The organism is Litoreibacter janthinus, from assembly GCF_900111945.1.
GTDB classification, from domain to species: Bacteria; Pseudomonadota; Alphaproteobacteria; order Rhodobacterales; family Rhodobacteraceae; genus Litoreibacter; species Litoreibacter janthinus.
Genome location: NZ_FOYO01000001.1, coordinates 875751 through 894120, shown reverse-complemented (window position 1 = coordinate 894120; position 18370 = coordinate 875751). Strand labels below are relative to the sequence as shown.

Annotated in this window: 16 protein-coding genes, 1 tRNA gene and 2 rRNA genes (1 of these 19 running past the window's edge); 8 read left to right on the top strand and 11 right to left on the bottom strand. The window is 57.1% G+C overall.

Annotation, left to right across the window (positions count from 1 at the left end; all coding sequences use genetic code 11):
* Window positions 1-22: 22 nt before the first annotated feature.
* Window positions 23-1495, bottom strand: coding sequence for an ABC transporter substrate-binding protein (locus BM352_RS04505; RefSeq protein WP_090213055.1), 1473 nt, complete (start codon window positions 1493-1495; stop codon window positions 23-25).
* A gap of 150 nt (window positions 1496-1645) precedes the next feature.
* Between BM352_RS04505 and panB the strand changes: the two genes are divergently transcribed.
* Together panB and panC are read left to right on the top strand one after the other, a co-directional pair.
* Window positions 1646-2479 carry a 3-methyl-2-oxobutanoate hydroxymethyltransferase gene (gene panB, locus BM352_RS04500; RefSeq protein WP_090213052.1) on the top strand — a complete coding sequence of 278 codons (834 nt, stop codon included), beginning with the start codon at window positions 1646-1648 and terminating at the stop codon, window positions 2477-2479.
* Window positions 2476-3321, top strand: coding sequence for a pantoate--beta-alanine ligase (gene panC / locus BM352_RS04495; RefSeq protein WP_090213050.1), 846 nt, complete (start codon window positions 2476-2478; stop codon window positions 3319-3321). The genes panB and panC overlap by 4 nt, the downstream gene beginning before the upstream one ends.
* Before the next feature lie 4 nt (window positions 3322-3325).
* Here the strand turns inward: panC and BM352_RS04490 are convergent, their stop codons facing one another.
* The 7 genes from BM352_RS04490 to BM352_RS04465 all read right to left on the bottom strand — a co-directional run bounded on the left by BM352_RS04490 (window position 3326) and on the right by BM352_RS04465 (window position 10114).
* Window positions 3326-3724 (bottom strand): hypothetical protein, encoded by a 399-nt coding sequence (locus BM352_RS04490; RefSeq protein ID WP_090213048.1) that lies wholly within the window; start codon window positions 3722-3724, stop codon window positions 3326-3328.
* Between the two features lie 119 nt (window positions 3725-3843).
* Window positions 3844-5142, bottom strand: a complete 1299-nt coding sequence (locus tag BM352_RS04485) for an acetylornithine deacetylase/succinyl-diaminopimelate desuccinylase family protein (protein ID WP_090213044.1) — start codon at window positions 5140-5142, stop codon at window positions 3844-3846.
* 56 nt (window positions 5143-5198) lie between these two features.
* Complete coding sequence (uvrC, locus tag BM352_RS04480; protein ID WP_090213041.1) at window positions 5199-7088, bottom strand: excinuclease ABC subunit UvrC; 1890 nt, start codon at window positions 7086-7088, stop codon at window positions 5199-5201.
* A 307-nt stretch (window positions 7089-7395) separates the two neighbouring features.
* A complete protein-coding gene (locus BM352_RS04475; protein ID WP_090213038.1) occupies window positions 7396-8181 on the bottom strand; it encodes an SDR family oxidoreductase in 786 nt (261 codons plus the stop codon).
* The gene (locus BM352_RS04470) at window positions 8182-9129 is read right to left on the bottom strand and encodes a calcium/sodium antiporter (RefSeq protein WP_090213035.1); all 948 of its coding nucleotides are present in this window, start codon (window positions 9127-9129) and stop codon (window positions 8182-8184) included.
* Between the two features lie 3 nt (window positions 9130-9132).
* A complete protein-coding gene (locus BM352_RS18910) occupies window positions 9133-9309 on the bottom strand; it encodes a hypothetical protein (RefSeq protein ID WP_175500619.1) in 177 nt (58 codons plus the stop codon).
* A gap of 4 nt (window positions 9310-9313) precedes the next feature.
* Window positions 9314-10114: a S49 family peptidase gene (locus BM352_RS04465; protein WP_090213033.1), complete on the bottom strand. Its 801-nt coding sequence runs from the start codon at window positions 10112-10114 to the stop codon at window positions 9314-9316.
* Between the two features lie 111 nt (window positions 10115-10225).
* Here BM352_RS04465 and BM352_RS04460 point away from each other — a divergent pair, with 111 nt between their 5' ends.
* Genes BM352_RS04460 through BM352_RS04440 form a run of 5 tightly spaced genes read left to right on the top strand, consistent with a single transcriptional unit; the run spans window position 10226 to window position 15636 of the window.
* The gene (locus tag BM352_RS04460; RefSeq protein WP_090213030.1) at window positions 10226-11584 is read left to right on the top strand and encodes an aminotransferase class III-fold pyridoxal phosphate-dependent enzyme; all 1359 of its coding nucleotides are present in this window, start codon (window positions 10226-10228) and stop codon (window positions 11582-11584) included.
* Window positions 11585-11630: 46 nt separating this feature from the next.
* Window positions 11631-12494 (top strand): NAD(P)-dependent oxidoreductase, encoded by an 864-nt coding sequence (locus tag BM352_RS04455; RefSeq protein WP_090213029.1) that lies wholly within the window; start codon window positions 11631-11633, stop codon window positions 12492-12494.
* Entirely contained in the window at window positions 12491-13999 is a 1509-nt protein-coding gene (locus BM352_RS04450) for an aldehyde dehydrogenase family protein (protein ID WP_090213026.1), read from the top strand. The genes BM352_RS04455 and BM352_RS04450 overlap by 4 nt, the downstream gene beginning before the upstream one ends.
* A gap of 6 nt (window positions 14000-14005) precedes the next feature.
* A complete protein-coding gene (locus BM352_RS04445) occupies window positions 14006-14758 on the top strand; it encodes a serine O-acetyltransferase (RefSeq protein ID WP_090213024.1) in 753 nt (250 codons plus the stop codon).
* The gene (locus tag BM352_RS04440) at window positions 14755-15636 is read left to right on the top strand and encodes a VOC family protein (RefSeq protein WP_090213022.1); all 882 of its coding nucleotides are present in this window, start codon (window positions 14755-14757) and stop codon (window positions 15634-15636) included. Before BM352_RS04445 ends, BM352_RS04440 begins: the two co-directional genes overlap by 4 nt.
* A 78-nt stretch (window positions 15637-15714) precedes the next feature.
* Here the strand turns inward: BM352_RS04440 and BM352_RS04435 are convergent.
* Window positions 15715-15791 (bottom strand) — tRNA-Met (locus tag BM352_RS04435).
* A 241-nt stretch (window positions 15792-16032) separates the two neighbouring features.
* On the opposite strand from BM352_RS04435, the gene BM352_RS04430 reads away from it, so the two are divergent.
* The gene (locus BM352_RS04430) at window positions 16033-16332 is read left to right on the top strand and encodes a hypothetical protein (RefSeq protein ID WP_090213019.1); all 300 of its coding nucleotides are present in this window, start codon (window positions 16033-16035) and stop codon (window positions 16330-16332) included.
* A 219-nt stretch (window positions 16333-16551) separates the two neighbouring features.
* On the opposite strand, the gene rrf is transcribed toward BM352_RS04430, so the two are convergent.
* Both rrf and BM352_RS04420 read right to left on the bottom strand, forming a co-directional pair.
* Window positions 16552-16666: ribosomal RNA gene (gene rrf, locus BM352_RS04425) — 5S ribosomal RNA — on the bottom strand.
* Between the two features lie 88 nt (window positions 16667-16754).
* A 23S ribosomal RNA gene (locus BM352_RS04420) occupies window positions 16755-18370 on the bottom strand; it runs 1218 nt beyond the window's last position.

The following is an 18370-nucleotide window of genomic DNA, read 5'->3' as shown; positions in this document are numbered from 1 at the left end:
TTCGGTCCGCTACGCCCCGATCTTACTCGGACCAGCTAACGCCGGTCAGGTCAATCGCCTGCGTTGGCGCGTCGGGCCATATCCCTTGCAGCTTGGCGTTCACCACAGAGGTCAGAGCCAGTTGGAACAGGTAGGCGTTAACGTAATCCTCCGAAATGATGGTCTGCGCCTGTTGCAGCATCTCGGTGCGCTTGTCGCCGTCAGCCTCGGTGTCCAGATCAGCCATTAGTTGTTGCAGCTCTGGATTGTCATACTGGAAGTAATAATCCGGCCGAGCGTAGATGCCGATATCCATAGGCTCTGTGTGACTGACGATGGTCAGACCGAAATCCTTGCCTCGGAAAGCCTGTTCAAGCCATTGCGCCCATTCGAGGTTGCTGATCTCGGTCTCGATACCCACCGCGCGCAATTGTGCCGCGATGATCTCGCCGCCGCGCCGCGCGTAGGATGGCGGAGGCAGCTTTAGGGTCGTTTTGAAACCATCTGCCATGCCTGCTTCTGCCAAAAGGGCCTTGGCCTTTTCGGGATCATAGGCAGAGTTTCCGGTCAGATCGATATAGGCTGGATTATGAGGCGCGAAGTGCGACCCGATCGGCGTGCCGTAACCAAACATTGCACCATCAATGATGGACTGGCGGTCAATCGCGTGGCTGACGGCCTGGCGCACCAGCTTATTGTCAAAGGGCGCTTGCTTGTTGTTCATGGCGAGGATGGTTTCGCCCTCTGTGTTGCCCGCTAAGACCGTGAAGCGCGGGTCTGCCTCAAATTGCGCGAGGTTTTCCGGCGCGGGATAGCTGTAAAATGCGTCCACGTCCTCGGCCATCATCGCGGCGAAGGCGGCGGTTGGTTCGGAGATGAATTTGAACGTAGCCTCGGTCAACTTGGCGGGGGTCCCCCAATAGGCGGGGTTTTTCACCAATGTGATGCTATCGCCCTGCTTCCAGTCGCTGAACTTGAAGGCTCCTGTGCCAATGGGTTTGATCTTGATGTCGTCGATGCTTTCAGGTGCGACGATCACGGCGTCACCCCAAGCCATGTTGAACAGGAAGTTGCCCTGAGGGGCAGCCAACGTGACCTCGACCGTCAGAGCGTCAATGGCTTTCACGTCTGCGATATTGGCGAATAGCGCTTTTTGGGCATTTACCGAGTCTTCGGCGCGGGCGCGGTTCAGAGAGAACACAACATCAGAGGCCTCTAAATCTGTTCCGTCGTGAAACTTCACCCCGGAATGGAGCTTGAAGGTATAGGTTTTACCGTCCTCGGAGATGTCCCAATCCTCGGCAAGACCATTAATGACGGAGCCATCGGAGGCGAACCGCATCAGCCCCTCGAACACGTTGGAATACAGCACCTGATCAATCGCACCTGCCGCGGCAGATGTCGGGTCCAAGTGCGGAGGCTCAAGTTGCAATCCGACAGTGACGTCGGTTTTGGCGCTGGCCGCGCCTGTGAGCAGTGCCGTTGCTGATACGGCGCCTAAAATCCATCGGGTCATGGGGTATCCTCCAGTAGGTGGGCGCGGACTTGGCTCCCTTGGTGGGAAGTCTGGAACGGAATTGCAGCGTAATCAAGCGCAACCCACTGGTAACGCAACCGCTATATTGGTAGGCCCTGCGCAAGATTATAGCCGGAAGGTCCTTCACGCATGAGCGCCACTGCCCGTAAAACCGCCCCGATGCCGCAAGACATCCTTGCGCGCAAAGGTGGGACACCCTTGGTTAGCCTGACCGCCTACACCACACCAATGGCCGAACTTATGGATGGCATTTGCGACTTCGTGCTGGTCGGAGACTCTGTCGGGATGGTGCTGCATGGCCTGCCCTCTACCGTTGGAGTGACCATGGAGATGATGATCATGCACGGCAAAGCTGTGCGGCGCGGGCTGTCGACGTCGATGCTGGTCATCGATATGCCGTTCGGGTCCTACGAGGAAAGCCGCGAGCAAGCCTTCCGCAATGCCGCACGGCTCATGGCCGAAACAAATGCCGGCGCGGTCAAGCTAGAAGGCGGCGTTGTCATGGCTGACACCATCAACTTCCTTGTGTCCCGCGGCATTCCGGTGATGGCACATATCGGGCTGACGCCCCAGTCGATCAACACGTTGGGCGGCTACAAGGTGCAAGGGCGCGGCGAGGATGCCGCAGCTTTGATGGCCGATGCAAAGGCTGTGGCGCAGGCCGGTGCCTTTGCGGTCGTGCTGGAGAAGGTCCCTGCCGCACTGGCCGACAAGATCACCGGCGCGGTGGCCATTCCGACGATTGGAATTGGCGCATCTGCGAACTGTGACGGGCAAATCTTGGTCGTCGACGACATGCTGGGGCTGTTCACAGCCTTCAAAGCAAAGTTCGTGAAGCGCTTTGCCACCTTGGGCGATGACGCGCGCGGCGCGATCCAGGCCTACGCGGACGAAGTTCAAGCCCGCAGCTTCCCCGCCGCTGAACACACCTTCGCCGATACCGCACCGGGAGCGTCGAAATGAGCGCGCCTATCATTCGCTCGCTTAGCGAGCTGCGTTCAATGGTCAGCGGCTGGAAAAAATCCGGCGAGACGGTGGGCGTTGTCCCGACGATGGGCGCGTTGCACCAAGGCCACCTGAGCCTTGTGCGCGCTGCCAAGGAGGGGTGTGATCGTGTCATCGTCACGATTTTCATCAACCCCAAGCAGTTCAACAATCCCGAAGACTACGAAAAATACCCCCGCACCGAGGAGGACGACGCACAGAAGCTATCGCCCTTTGATGTGGACGCGGTTTATGTGCCGGATGGCCCAACAATGTATCCCGAGGGGTTTGCCACCAATGTGTCTGTGGGTGGGCTGACGGATGTGTTGTGCGGCGCGCATCGGCCCGGCCATTTTGACGGCGTTGCAACCGTGGTCAGCAAACTGTTTATGCAGACCCAAGCAGATCGCGCCTATTTCGGTGAGAAGGACTTTCAGCAATTGCAGGTGGTGACCCGTCTGGCCGCCGATTTGGACATCCCCATAGAGGTCATTGGCTGCCCGACTATTCGCGAGGAGGACGGGCTTGCGATGTCATCACGCAACCTGCTGTTATCCGACCGCGCCCGCGTTTGGGCGCCAGAATTGAACGCCGCAATGGAGGAGATGGCCGATGCGCTGCTGTCAGGCGGGGATATTGCGGACACAAGAGCCAAAGCCATCGCCCGGATCGAGCGTGCGGGGTTTACGGAAGTGGAGTATCTGGACCTGCGTGCCTGCGACACGCTGGAGGAATTGAACGCCCCGACACGTCCAGCACGGCTGCTAGCGGCAGCTTGGTTGGCTGGCGTGCGCCTGATCGATAATATAGCAGTTGGCTAGCGGCTCACTTCGTCGGCCACGCGTTTTCCAGATAATACCGCGCGACAGGCGCTGAAGCGGCATCGCGACCGATCAAAGCTGCAATGAATTTACGATCAACCCGATTGGTGATCGTCTTCGCCTGCGCAAGTTGTTGGAGACCGAATACCGACATCTTATTTGTGGCGTCAGGCACGCCATCAGGTGAGGCGAGTGTGAACGGCTTGTGCTGCCGTTTGCCCGTTGCTGCGCCGGATGGAGAGGTCCCAGTATCCACAATCGACGCCAGAGTTGTGCGGTCCTTTGGATCGGACACCATACGAGCAGCCAACACCTCGTTCGCGCCCAGCATGGTCATCCCCAGTTTTTGTAGCAATGCAGTCAGCGCTGCGTTTTTGCTTTGGTCATTTGCTTCACTCTTCATAAGAACTTCCGATCAATTCTGGGGTATCGAAGCTGCCAAACCGTGACAGCTACGCTGAATGTGGTGAAGGGTAGCATTTATTCACCTGTTGGTCGAACAGTCAGCTCAGAGCCACGAAATCACCTCGCCGTGCTCTGCAAGTCTTTTGGCAGCAGCAAATCTACCAGCACAAGTGCCATAACTTTGGCACTGTCTAGCATGTCATCGACCCCGACATATTCGTCCGGCTTATGTGCCAGCTCCAACAGGCCAGGGCCGTAGGCGATACAGTTCTTCAGCTTGCCGATGCGATCGATATGCTTCTGGTCATAGGTGCCAGGCGAGACCACATACTCGGCCTCTTTGCCCAAGATGTCACCGATGGCTTTTGCGACCGACGTAACAACCGCGGAGTCCTTGGGGGCCATTGTCGGCTCCACCGACCAGATTTCGTTAAGATCATAGCGGAAGTTTTCACGCTCGGACGCGACCTTTTCCAGAACCGCGCGAACCTCACTTTCCACCTCGGCTTTGCTCTCTTCCATCAGGTAGCGACGGTCGATGATCATTTTGGCATGGTCCGGCACGCAGGCCGAAGGCAAGCCGGTAAAATCTGGCTCGGGCTCTGTCTGCCCGCCATGCAGGGAGTTGATGTTCATGGTCGAGGACCGCGCGCCGACAGGCACGACTGGCATAGCGGTTTTCTTCAGCGCCAAGGCCGGGAAAAGGCTCTCCTCCATCTCGTGCATCACAGCGCCCATGTGGCGCACAGCGCAGTCGCCAAGGAAGGGCATAGAACCATGGGCAATCTCTCCATGGGTTTCGATCTCGGCCCACCAGACGCCACGATGCCCCAAACAGATTCGGTCTTTTTGCAAGGGCTCGGGGATTATGACGTGCTGGACGTTTTTGTAATGCCCCTGCTCTGCCAGATAGGCCACGCCACCATAGCCGCCGGTTTCCTCGTCAGCGGTGCCACTGATCTCAATACTACCTGCGAAGTCTGGGTGTTCTTCGATGAACGCCTCAACTGCGATGATGGAGGCGGCGAGACCACCTTTCATATCGCAGGTGCCACGCCCGAAGATTTTGCCGTCTTTCAACTCCCCGCCGAACGGATCTACGGTCCAGCCTGCGCCGACCTCCACCACATCGGTATGGCTATTGAAGTGAACGCAGTCCCCTGCACGCGCGCCCTCATGGCGGGCCACAATGTTCCAACGCGGATACTTCTCGCTATCCCCCGGCGTGCCATGCGCGCGGATCAGGTCGCAGGTGAACCCACGCGGGGCGAGGCGTTCGCGAAGAAACTCGCAAATCTCGCGATAATTTTCGCCGGGCGGGTTCAAAGTCGGGATGCGCACCAAGTCTTGGGTGAGCGCAATCAGGTCGTCGCGTTTGCCGTCGATGCGGCGCTGCAAAGCTGTCTGTGATGTCATATGAGTAAGCTATGGAGAAGCGAGGGGTCTGCCAAGGGGCAACCCGAGCCACAGCGCTAGCCTTTTTCGTGGAAATGGTCGTAGATCGTGCGGGCCATCGCTTCGGACACACCTTCGACGCTCAACAGATCGGACAAGTTCGCCCGTGCCACTGCCTTGGCCGATCCGAAATGCATCAATAGCGCTTTCTTGCGTTTCGGCCCTACGCCTTCGACCTCGTCCAACGGGTTCTTCAGCTGGGACTTGGCGCGCTTGGCGCGGTGGGTGCCGATTGCGAAACGGTGGGCCTCGTCCCGCAGGCGCTGGATGAAATACAACACAGGGTCGTTGTGGCGCAGCGCAAAGGCACGCTTCCCAGTGCGGTGGAATTCCTCTTTCCCAGCGTCCCGATCAACGCCCTTGGCAACGCCGACCATGGCAATATCTTCGACGTTCATCTCGCGCATGATCTCGCGCACCGCCGAGACTTGACCCGCGCCGCCATCGATCAGCAACAAATCCGGCCACATGTCGGACTTCCGTTCAGGGTCTTCTTTCTGCAGGCGCTTGAAACGCCGCAAAAGCACCTCCTTCATCATGCCGAAGTCGTCTCCCGGAACGAGGTCTTCGCCCTTGATGTTGAACTTGCGGTACTGATTGCGCAGAAAGCCCTCTTCCCCCGCGACGATCATGCCGCCTACGGCATTTGTGCCTTGGATATGAGAGTTATCGTAGACTTCGATCCGTTTGGGCGGCGCATCCAGATCAAAGGCCTCAGCCACGCCCTTAAGGAGCTTGGTTTGGGTCGCGCTTTCCGACATTTTGCGTGCAAGGCTCTCGCGGGCGTTGCGCAAGGCGCTGGTGACAAGTTCTTGCTTTTCTCCGCGTTGTGGCACCAGGATTTCGACCTTCCGACCAAGCTTGCCGCTCAGTGCTTCGGCCATCAGGTCAGGATCTTCGATGCCATGCGACAAGATGATTTGGCGCGGTGGCTCTTTGTCGGAATAGAACTGCCCCATGAAGGCCTGCAGAATCTCTGGCTCTGCCGCGTTGGCGGTTTTCGGATAGAAATCGCGGTTGCCCCAGTTTTGATTAGCGCGGATGAAGAACACCTGCACACATGCCTGACCATGCTCCAGATGCAGCGCGATAATATCGGCCTCGGCCACGGTTTGCGGGTTAATGCCTTGAGCCGTTTGAACTTGGGTCAATGCGCGGATGCGGTCGCGTAAGGCTGCGGCACGCTCAAACTCCATATCTTCGGAGGCTTGCTGCATGTCTTTGGCCAGACTCTCTTGCATATTGGTTGATCTGCCGGAGAGAAAGTTTTGAGCGTCGCGCACCAGCTTGGCGTAATCTTCGCCGCTGACCTTGCCCACACACGGCGCGGAGCAGCGTTTGATTTGAAACTGGAGACACGGCCGCGAGCGTGTTTCAAAGTCGCTGTCAGAGCAGTTGCGCAGAAGGAAGGCGCGCTGAAGCTGGTTCAGGGTTCGGTTGACCGCGCCTGCCGATGCGAAGGGGCCGTAGTAATCCCCCTTCTCACGCTTCGCACCCCGATGCTTTTTGATCTGAGGGAAGTCGTGCGAGGTGGTCACCAGAATATTCGGGAAACTTTTGTCGTCCCGCAGTAGCACGTTGAACTTGGGCTTCAGCTGCTTGATGAGGTTCTGTTCTAATAACAGCGCCTCGGTCTCGGTCTTGGTGGTCAGAAACATCATCGACGATGTTTCGGAAATCATCCGTTCGATCCGCGGACTGTGGCCTTTGGGGTTCGCGTAGTTTGAAACCCGTTTCTTCAACGACCGCGCTTTGCCGACATAGAGCACGCGCTGCTGCGCATCGAGCATCCGATAAACGCCCGGCGAGTTGTCGAGCGATCTCAGATAGGACTGCACACAGGCGTGACCGGTTAACGTAACGGCATCTTCTGCATCAGAATTTGCGGGTGACTTAGGGTCCGTCATGGGTGCTACGTGATTCCTTACCTTCGCTGCAATGTCGCGCAGACGGGATCAAGATTAAAGGTGTCCACTATTCCTGTGGATAACCTTGTGGGGCAAATGCGGTGAGCCGCAAATTATCGTTATTTTTCGGGCAATAACCCTAACTGCCCAAAAAATAGGCACACATACAAGCCATTGATTTCAATTATGTTTTTTTATTAACAATGTCAAACACCTGAAAACATTAGGCTTTTAGTAACAGATTCGTGACGGATTTGGCCGAGGGGGACAAGTCAATGCGACAATCCAACAAATCTGCATTTTTTAGCTATTCTACGCCCAATACGTCTGGTGTCTGCCAACCCAAGTGTTGCCCCGCATCAATGCACAATAGCTGCCCTGTAAGCGCCGGAGCGTTCAGGATGTAGGCGAGGGCCGCGGTGATGTCTTCAGGGTTGGACCCACGCTTCAAAACTGTGTTGTCCCGTTGCCGTGCGAAGTGCCCATCAGACTGGCGCGCGCCTTGCATCGTCGGCCCAGGGCCGATTGCATTGACCCTGATCGCAGGCGCCAAAGCTTGTGCGCTGGTTTGCGTCAACGCCCAAAGCCCCATCTTGGCCAAGGTGTAGGTCATAAACTCGGGCGTGAGTTTACGCACGCGCTGGTCAATCATGTTGATGATGGCGGCCTGCGCAACCGGCTCGCCCCGATTGTCGATGCCAGCACTTGGTGCCTGTTTGGCAAACGCCTGCGTCAGCAAGAACGGGGCTTGGAAGTTGGAAGCCATATGGCGGTTCCAACTCTCGCGCGTTGCGGTGTCTATCGAGTCGTATTCAAAAATGGAGGCATTGTTGATCAACACGGTAAGCGGACCACCCAGTGCGTCAACAGCTGCGGGCAGCAAGGCCTCGACAGCATCCAGATCCAGCAGGTCAGCCTGTAGTGCTGACGCCTTGCGACCTTTGGCTTCGATCAATGCAACGGTTTCGCGTGCTGCGTCCTGCGAACTGCCGTAGTGCACCGCCACGTCAAAGCCCATATCAGCCAGCTGCAAAGACATAGCGCGGCCTAATCGATCCGCCCCGCCCGTTACCAATGCCCGCCCGTTGATCATTTAAACCTCAGCTAGCAACACGATTGCGATGTAGACGACATATAGCGCGCAAAGTGCCACGCCCCAACGCTTACCCAGGTCCTTGTGCCAGAACACCACGGGAATGAGGATCAGGGACGAGGCCAGCATCACCCACAGATCGAAGCGCAGGAAGGCCTCTGGCACGGGGATCGGCCCAACAAGCCCAGCCACACCAATGATGACCAACAGGTTGAACAGGTTTGATCCAATCACGTTCCCCAGCGCGACATCTGCATGTTTTCGCATTGCGGCGACGACGGTCGTTGCGAGTTCGGGCAGCGATGTCCCGACGGCGACCAGTGTCAGGCCGATGATCGTTTCCGACACGCCCATGCGTGTGGCGATTGCACTGGCGTTGTCGACCAGCAAACTTGCGCCCAACGGCAAACCGATCAGGCCCGTCAGCAGGTAGGCTGTGACTTTCCAGCCGGCCATTGTCGGGTCTGCGCCCTCGGGTGGCTCGACTGTCGCAGCAGCGCGGCCGGAGAGGGCGTCGCGGAACTGGTCGGTCAAAATCACCGCCATACCTGCCAGCAAAACCAATGCGTGCATCCACGTGATCGGGCCAAAGAAACACACTGCGATAAACAGCAGCGTCGCGGCGATCATCTGGACGAAGCTTTTCTTTGTGTCGGATTCACTGGTCGGCAATCCAGCAAACAGCGCGGGGATGCCCAAAACCAACAGAACATTGGCCGTGTTCGAGCCGACCACGTTGCCCAAGGCCAAGCCCGGGACGCCATCGATGACGGCTTGGATAGCAATCAGAAGCTCTGGCGCTGAGGTGCCGAAAGCGACGACGGTCAAGCTGACAATCAATGCGGGAATACCTAGTCGAAGTGACAGGTTAACGGCACCGCGTACCAGCGCGTCACCGGCCAACAGCAGGATCACCAGCCCGCCTATTGCTCCCAGAATTTCCAACATCCCTCAGCCCTTTTTAAGACAAGGACACGGGCCCTTGCCGATCTTATAGCTTCCGCATTTGGCGCATTTGCGCGCGTTTTTTGCACCCAGCTTCGGCCCGACTTTGGGAAACTTGAGCTTGCCGAACATGGCCAGCACAGCCATCCCGACCAGAAACAGGGTGATAATTTTGAAGATCATTCGGTCACAGCCCGAACTGCGCCCATAGCGCCTTTTCGTCCAGCTGTTCAATCGTGTCAGTCAGCACGCGCGCCCCGAAGCGTTGGAACAGCGACCTTTTCGGCCCGAATGCGTTGAAGCGAACGTCGTCCCCGAAACGCTCTTTCATCACCGGAACCAGATGACCCACTGCATCGGCGAGGCCGACATCAATGGCTTTCGCGCCTACCCAGATTTCGCCCGTGAACAAAACGCCATCCTCAGACAGCTTAGAGCCGCGACGGCTTTTCACATGAGCGATGAACGTGTCGTGAATCTGGGCTTGAAGCGCTTTGAGCCGCTTTACATCGGCGGGGCGTTCCGGGCGGAAAGGATCCAGCATGGATTTGTCTTTGCCCGCGGTATGAACCCGACGCTCCACCCCTTGGCGCTGCATCAGCTCGTGAAAGCCGAAACTGGCCGAGATCACCCCGATGGAGCCAACGATGGAGCTAGGGTCGACATAAATCTCATCCGCGCTGGCTGCCAGCCAATAGCCGCCCGAGGCCGCAACGTCTTCGACAAAGGCAAAAACAGGCATATTGTGCTCATCCGCCAACCGACGTATCCGCGCGCCGATCAAAGAGCTTTGCACCGGAGAGCCGCCAGGTGAATTCAGTTGCAAGGCGACCGCAGCCGGTTTGCCCTTCTTGAACGCCTTTTGAAGAAGCGAAGCGAGCCCCGCATCGTTCAAGTTCCCCCCACGGCCGCCAGCCGCGATCACGCCACTCAGTGCGACGACATTCACCGTCGGGGGCGACTTCATAAACGGGATAAAACGTTTCATTCCCTGCCATGTAGAGGGCAGACCCGCCCCAAACAAGGGTGATGTCGGAAACAGGGTTGCAGGCGTTGCCTTTTGGCGCAACCCTTCGGCATCAGCATCCGGAGATGGACCATGAAAGACTCGAACTTCCTGAACGAAAACAATGCCCGCCACATGTGGCACCCAATGGGGCACCCCGGCGCGTCGCAGGCCCATCCTCCACGCATCATTTCTTCGGCACAGGGATCGACCATTACCGACATGAAGGGGCAAACCGTCGTCGACGGGGTTGGCGGGTTGTGGTGTGTGAATGTCGGCTATTCATGCGAGCCGATCAAGAAAGCCATCGCGGATCAGCTTCAGGTCCTACCTTACTACTCGGCCTTCGCGGGCACATCGAACGAGCCTGCGATCGAGTTGAGCTACGAGCTGCGCGAGATGTTTGCGCCCGACGGTATGGGACGCGCGTTCTTTACCTCAGGCGGCTCTGACGCTGTTGAAACATCGCTGCGCCTTGCGCGGCAATATCACAAAGTGCGTGGCGAAGCCTCGCGGACCAAGTTTCTGTCCCTCAAAAAGGGCTACCATGGCACGCATTTTGGCGGGGCCTCGGTGAACGGGAACAACCGCTTCCGCATCAACTACGAGCCGTTGCTTCCGGGATGTTTCCACATTCCGTCCCCCTACCCTTACCGCAACCCGTTTAACGAGACCGATCCCGCCAAGTTGGCGCAGCTTTGCGCGGCAGCGATGATAGACGAGATCGAATTTCAAGGCGCCAATACCATTGCAGCCTTCATCATGGAGCCTATCCAAGGCGCTGGCGGGGTCATCGTGCCAGATAAGAGCTTCATGGGGCTAATGCGCGACATCTGCACCCGGTACGGCATCCTGATGATCGCTGACGAAGTGATTACAGGCTACGGGCGCACCGGCGACTGGTCCGGCTCGCGGCATTGGGGCGTGCAGCCGGATATGATGACGATGGCTAAGGGCATCACCTCCGGCTACTTCCCGTTTGGAGCGTGCATGGTGTCCGAAGCTGTGGCCGAGGTGTTCGAGACGGGCGATCCTGACATGGCGTCGATCTTCCACGGCTACACCTATTCCGCACATCCCGTCGGATCCGCAGCGGCACTGGCCTGCATCCGAGAAACGCAGCGACTGAAAATCAATGAAAACGCTGCCCCGCGAGGGGACCAACTCTTCGCCGGACTACTTGCGCTGAAGGACAAATACGAGATCGTCGGTGACGTGCGCGGCGGGCACGGGTTGATGGCTGCAATCGAACTGGTCGCTGACCCAGCAACCAAAGCGGCTGCGAAGCCGGGCACGCTCGCCACCGTCTTCAACACGGCCTATGACGCTGGTGCTATGGTTCGCATCGGCGGGAACAACTTGATGATGTCCCCACCGTTGATCATCACAGAAGCCGAGGTAGAGACCGTCCTGTCCGCGCTGGATGCGGGCCTTGCTGCCGTCTCTGGGTGATGCGTCAACTGTCACAACGGGTCATCTGCGAATGAGGCGACAGACCATGAAACTGGGAGTTATCGGGTGTGGCAACATGGGGGGCGGTATGGTCGCTCACTTGTTGGAAATGGGGCTGAGCGTGCTTTGCTATGATCCGGCACACGACAATCTGGAGCGCATGGCGCAACTTGGCGCGGACATGGCGGCAAGCGCTGCGGATCTGGCGCGTAAATGCGACCGGATCATCCTGTCTCTGCCCAAGGCTGCGGTCATTGAGTTCGTCATGGACGAAATTGTCTCACACCTCACGTCCGGCACCATCGTGCTGGACACCTCTACCTCGGAGCCTGAGATCTCCCAAAAGATGGCGACGATTGCAGCATCGCAAAAGTGCCACTTCGTTGATGGCCCTGTCAGCGGTGGCCCAATAGCCGCGCGCAACGGCACGATGACAATGCTGCTTGGCGGGGATCAAGGGGCGATTGACGCTCTGCGCCCGCTTACAGATATTCTGACCGCGAAAACCGTTGTTGTGGGAGGCCCCGGTGCCGGACATGCCGCGAAGATCGCCAACAACATGCTGTGCGCGGCAAACCTTGTTTTAGTGGCAGAGGCCGTACGGCTTGGCCAAGCGGCGGGCGTTGCGCCCGCGGACCTGTTAGAGGGGATCAATGCAGGCTCTGGCCGCAGCGGCGTGAGCGAAGTGAATTTTCCGAAGTGGGTGCTGACTGACGCCTTCGATTCCGGCTTTACCATGGGGCTGATGCGCAAGGACGTTGGGCTGGCGCTGGACTTGGCAAAAGCCAAAGGCGTTGCGCTAGACGGGTTTGCATCAATTGCAGACCTATGGCTGACGAAATCCCAGAATATCTCGGACGCCGCGGACTTCAATGAAATCACTAAGCTGGACGGAGGACGCAACCAATGACCGAACGCAAAGCGCTATTTGCCGCAGACATGGCTGCTCTTGGTCTGGGCCTATATCCCCAGAGTTTGGTTGCGGGCGATTTGGTCGATGGCGCGGGTGACGCCATCACCTTGGTCGATCCCTTCACCGAACAGCCATTTACCAGTTATGCAGATGCTGGTGTCGCTGTCGCGCATGCAGCCTGTGCTGCTGCGCAAACGGCGCAACACCAGTGGGCGAAATCACTTTCGGCGGCGGCGCGTGGGCAGGTGATGCAAGACATCTCCCGCGCGGTTCTGGGCCATGCCGAACCACTCGCGCGACTGGAGTCGCTTGTCGCTGGCAAACCAATCCGAGACTGCCGTGTAGAAGTGGCGAAGGTTGCGGAGATGTTCGCCTATTACGGTGGCTGGGCCGACAAACTGCATGGCGAAGTTATTCCCGTCCCCTCCGGCCATCTTAACTATACTTTACGCGAGCCATTGGGCGTGGTCTTTCAGATAACTCCATGGAACGCACCGATCTTCACGGCGGGTTGGCAAATTGCCCCTGCAATCGCCACGGGCAACGGCGTTGTTATAAAGCCGAGCGAACTGACACCCGTGACGACTGTCGCGCTTGTTAGGATTGCTGAAGAAGCAGGTTTGCCCAAAGGGCTGGTCAATGTGCTGTGCGGCCTTGGACCAACGTCCGGGCAAGCAGCAATCGAGCATGATGCCGTGCGAAAAGTTGTCTTCGTAGGCTCCCCCGCGACGGGACGTCGGGTGGCTGTTGCGGCAGCGCAGGCCCTCAAGCCTGTTGTCCTGGAGCTAGGCGGGAAATCCGCAAACATCGTATTTGACGACGCCAATCTGAAACATGCCTGCCTTGGCGCACAGGCCGCCATCTTCTCGGGTGCGGGCCAGAGCTGCGTCGCGGGTTCGCGTTTGCTGGTGCATCATTCCATCCATTCGGAGTTTGTAGACATGCTATCTGCGGGGATGAATTCAATCCGTTTGGGCGATCCGCTGGACGAAGCAACCGAAATAGGGCCGATCAGCAACGGGCGCCAGTACGCTCATGTCCAAGACATGCTGCGCAGCGCAAAGGAAAGCGGAGCCACCGTTTTGGCGCGGAAGGCTAAGCCAGAAAGCGGGTTCTTTGTGCCGCCAACTGTTCTGACTGGGTTGACCAATCAGGCACACGCCGCGCAGACGGAAATCTTTGGTCCGGTGGTCACCGCCCTGCCGTTTGGCGACGAGGAGGAGGCCATTAACCTGGCCAATGACACCCAATTCGGATTGGCGGGTGCTGTCTGGACTGCGGATGTCGGACGGGCGCACCGCATGGCCGACGCCGTGCGAGCGGGCACGTTTTGGATCAACAGCTACAAAGCAATCCATGTGTCGTCACCCTTTGGTGGGTCGCTAGATTCCGGATATGGGCGGTCGAGTGGCACGGATGTGTTGATGGAATACACCGCCGCAAAAAGCGTTTGGCTCGATAGCGGGGCAACCCCTAAGATCGCCTTCGGATACGTCTCGTAGGTGAGCATGAGCACAGCGAACTCCTTGGTGAACGACGTCCGGGCTTTGCTTGAAAGCGCGCCCGACGTCGGAGATGTGCTGGGACTCGCCACGGGATCAGCCGATAGCTTCGCATCGCTTGCAGGCGATTTGTTGGATGGTATGTGCGGTGGCAATACCGCCATCGGCAAGATCGTCAAGCGCGTGTATGACACTAACGCGAGCCTGATCGAGCAGTCGGTCTATGACATCACAGAAACCGCCCGTCGCAACTTCGAGCCTGGGGGAAGGGCCGCCACGTTGCTATTTGCGCGGGGTGTTCATGCCACGATGGCGCATCGCGTGGCGCATCAGCTTTGGGTGGATGGTGATCACAACCTCGCCCTGGCGGTGAAGTCCACCAGCGGAAGAGCCTTCGCAACGGACATTCATCCTGCTGCGCAAATTGCTGCTGGGCTTTGGTTGGATCACGGGTTGGGGATCGTCATTGGCGAGACTTGCGTGATCGAAGAAGACGTCTCCATCTGGCACAGCGTCACGCTAGGCGGCACGCTTAGGGATAGCGGTCCAACGCGTCATCCTCGATTAGGGCGTGGCGTGGTCGTCGGGGCCGGTGCCATCTTATTGGGAAACATTAGTGTCGGTGCAGGGGCAAACGTCGGGGCCGGAGCTGTCGTGGTCGAAGACGTCCCTCCCGCCACTGTCGTTGTCGGCCCGAAGGCACGCAATGTCGGCGCCGCAAAGGTGGATTTCGCGCCTAAAAAGAACCGAACGGGATGAACGCGTCTTTCGGCATTGATCACCCACTCATAGCAGTGCGCGACATTCATCGTCTGCGCGAATTGTTGATCGCGATGGGGTTCAATATGACCGCGATCGGCAAACACCCTTGGGGCACAAGCACAAGCTTGGCGATGTTTCAGGGCTGTCTAATTGAGATCATGGGGATCTATGATGAGGGCCTGCTGGACGAAGTGCCTGCTGGTGACTTCCGATTTGGGCGACATATTTATGACCACCTCCAAGTCCGAGAGGGCGTGGCGCTGACAGCGCTCCACAGTACGGATTCCTTGAGAGATGCTAAAACGGCCGCCAAAGCGGGATACACCGTTGCCGGACATCTGGAGTTTGGCCGCGATGTCTCATTGCCCGATGGCGCTCAAGGGCGAACCAAGACGACACTGGCACTGCTTCCGGACTGCACGTGGCCAAGACTTTCGTTTTTCTTGTGCCAGCAACATCGCCCAGAATTAATCTATGTCCCTCAGTGGCTTGAACATGAAAATACCGTTTTCGGAATGTGCGGAACGACGATTCTAGCGACCGAATCCGAGCATGCAGCACTTCAAGCGAAGCTTTCAGCTCTCTATGGGACCGTACGCGCGTGCGAAGGTGGATTCGTGGTTCAAACGGCAAACGGAGTGCTGCGCGTCCTGACTCGTGAGGCTGTAATCGCAGAGTTTGGACCGTTGCCGGAAGACGTTGATCAGGATCACCAGCCCGCGATCATTGCTATGGATTTAAAGTTCCGTGAATGGGAGACATTGCGCATGTGCCTCGGGCGCAGTGGCGTGGGCTTTAAAGAATGTGACGCTGGCTTTGATCTTTCGAATTCAACGCGAACCGGAAATACGTTCCTGAGATTCAGGAAAGGATAGCGCAGCTTGGCCCTCATTCGGCGGCAGGGGGTGGTCCAGAAACGAAAAAAGCGCCACATTAGGCGCTTCTTCCGAATTTGGTTGCGGGAGTAGGATTTGAACCTACGACCTTCAGGTTATGAGCCTGACGAGCTACCGGGCTGCTCCATCCCGCGCCAATTCGGTTCACGTGATGTAGTGCGAGTCGCAGGTGACCGCAACCCCATCACAGACGAAACTCCCCACAAATCACTGCATTTTTCCTACGTTGTGATCCTGCTCACGGGTAATCTTGGTCTTTTCACGGTTGGCGCTCGGCTTGCCCCCTTGATCGAAGCCCCGATGGCCCACAGAATGGGCATGGGAGGGAAATATCTTGCCCTTTTGTGTGATCATTAACGGTAAGGAATAATTACAATGGCTGACAATAATTGGGATCAATTTGAATTTAACGAGACCGTCACAGGTATTTTGACAGAGGGGCAAGAGGGATGGATCGACATCTTGTCATGGGATTTTAAATCCAACTGGATCGATATCATCCCGTGGGAAGTCCAAGAAGCTTGGATCGACATTCTATCTTGGGATTTCCAGATCAACCAGGAGGGCCAAGTGGCCTTTAAAGATGTGGTTGTGGCCGAAGTCGACAGCGGAATGACCGACGAGGTCTGGCTGGCCAGCTTGCTGGTGAACCTCAACGAAGAGGGTTTTTTCTAGCGCGCCGCTTTAGAAAAAGTCAGGCTTTATGTCGAGACACATATAACGGGCCCTTGGCACTAAGCTGGAGGCCCGTTTTTTTTCGCAGGGCTCGAAATTCTATCAGGGCCCGCCGAGTCAAAGTCAAAGCTTGGAAACACAAAAAAGGCCGCCCAAGGCGACCCGTTTCGTAGAATTTTGTGTCATCGAAAGAGAGATACATCTGATGTTGCTTGTTAGGTTTGGCGGTGACCTACTCTCCCACGTCTTAAGACGCAGTACCATCGGCGCGACGGCACTTAACGGCCGAGTTCGGGATGGGATCGGGTGTTTTGCTCGCGCTATGACCACCAAACCAAACAAACAACATCAGTCTCAACCCCGAAGGGCAATCCAAGTCAAACTGCATGTGCAGCTCTCTTGAAGTCCAGCTTCTACTGGATCAAATCAAGCCTATCGAACAATTAGTACCAGTCAACTGAACGCGTTACCGCGCTTACATCTCTGGCCTATCGACGAGGTGGTCTACCTCGGTTCTCAGGGATACCTTGTTTTGAGGGGGGCTTCCCGCTTAGATGCCTTCAGCGGTTATCCTTTCCGATCATAGCTACCCAGCACTGCTATTGGCATAACAACTGGTCCACCAGTGGATCGTTCACCCCGGTCCTCTCGTACTAGGGGCAACTCCTCTCAAGTATCCTACACCCACGGCAGATAGGGACCGAACTGTCTCACGACGTTCTAAACCCAGCTCACGTACCTCTTTAAACGGCGAACAGCCGTACCCTTGGGACCTGCTCCAGCCCCAGGATGAGATGAGCCGACATCGAGGTGCCAAACGGTGCCGTCGATATGGACTCTTGGGCACCATCAGCCTGTTATCCCCGGCGTACCTTTTATCCGTTGAGCGATGGCCCTTCCACTCGGGACCACCGGATCACTATGGCCGTCTTTCGACTCTGCTCGACTTGTCAGTCTCGCAGTCAGGCTGGCTTCTGCCATTGCACTCAACGACCGATTTCCGACCGGTCTGAGCCAACCTTCGCGCGCCTCCGTTACTGTTTGGGAGGCGACCGCCCCAGTCAAACTACCCGCCACACAGGGTCCCGGATCCGGATAACGGACCGCGGTTAGACATCAAGCAGAACAAGGGCGGTATCTCAAAGGAGACTCCACAGAAACTGGCGTTCCTGCTTCAAAGTCTACCGCCTATTCTGCACATGTTGTGCCTGATGCCAGTGTGAAGCTGTAGTAAAGGTGCACGGGGTCTTTCCGTCTAACCGCGGGAAGCCTGCATCTTGACAGGCAATTCAATTTCGCTGAGTCGATGTTGGAGACAGCGGGGAAGTCGTTACGCCATTCGTGCAGGTCGGAACTTACCCGACAAGGAATTTCGCTACCTTAGGACCGTTATAGTTACGGCCGCCGTTTACCTGGGCTTCAATTCGGAGCTTGCACTCCTCCTTTTAACCTTCAGGCACCGGGCAGGCGTCAGACCCTATACGTCGTCTTACGACTTCGCAGAGCCCTGTGTTTTTAGTAAACAGTCGCCACCCCCTGGTTTGTGCCCCCAGCCAATACTTGCGTAGAAACTGGGCCTCCTTCTCGCGAACTTACGGAGGTATTTTGCCGAGTTCCTTCAACATCGTTCTCTCAAGCGCCTTGGTATTCTCTACCAGTCCACCTGTGTCGGTTTAGGGTACGATCTTATAGAGGGGCTATTTCCAGGAACCTCTAAGCAGCCCATTCAATCCGATAAGGATGAACTACCTTCGAGATCCGTCACCACCTCATGGCCCAGGAATATTAACCTGGTTCCCATCGACTACGCCTTTCGGCCTCGCCTTAGGGGTCGGCTTACCCTGCTCAGATTAGCTTTAAGCAGGAACCCTTGGACTTTCGGCGACAGGGTCTCTCACCCTGTTTGTCGCTACTCATGTCATCATTCTCGCTAGTGATCTCTCCACCGGATGGCTCACGCCCCGGCTTCACAGAAAACTCAATGCCTCCTATGCACTACAAGTAGTGCAAAAGAGGCGTAGAGTTATGTCACACTACG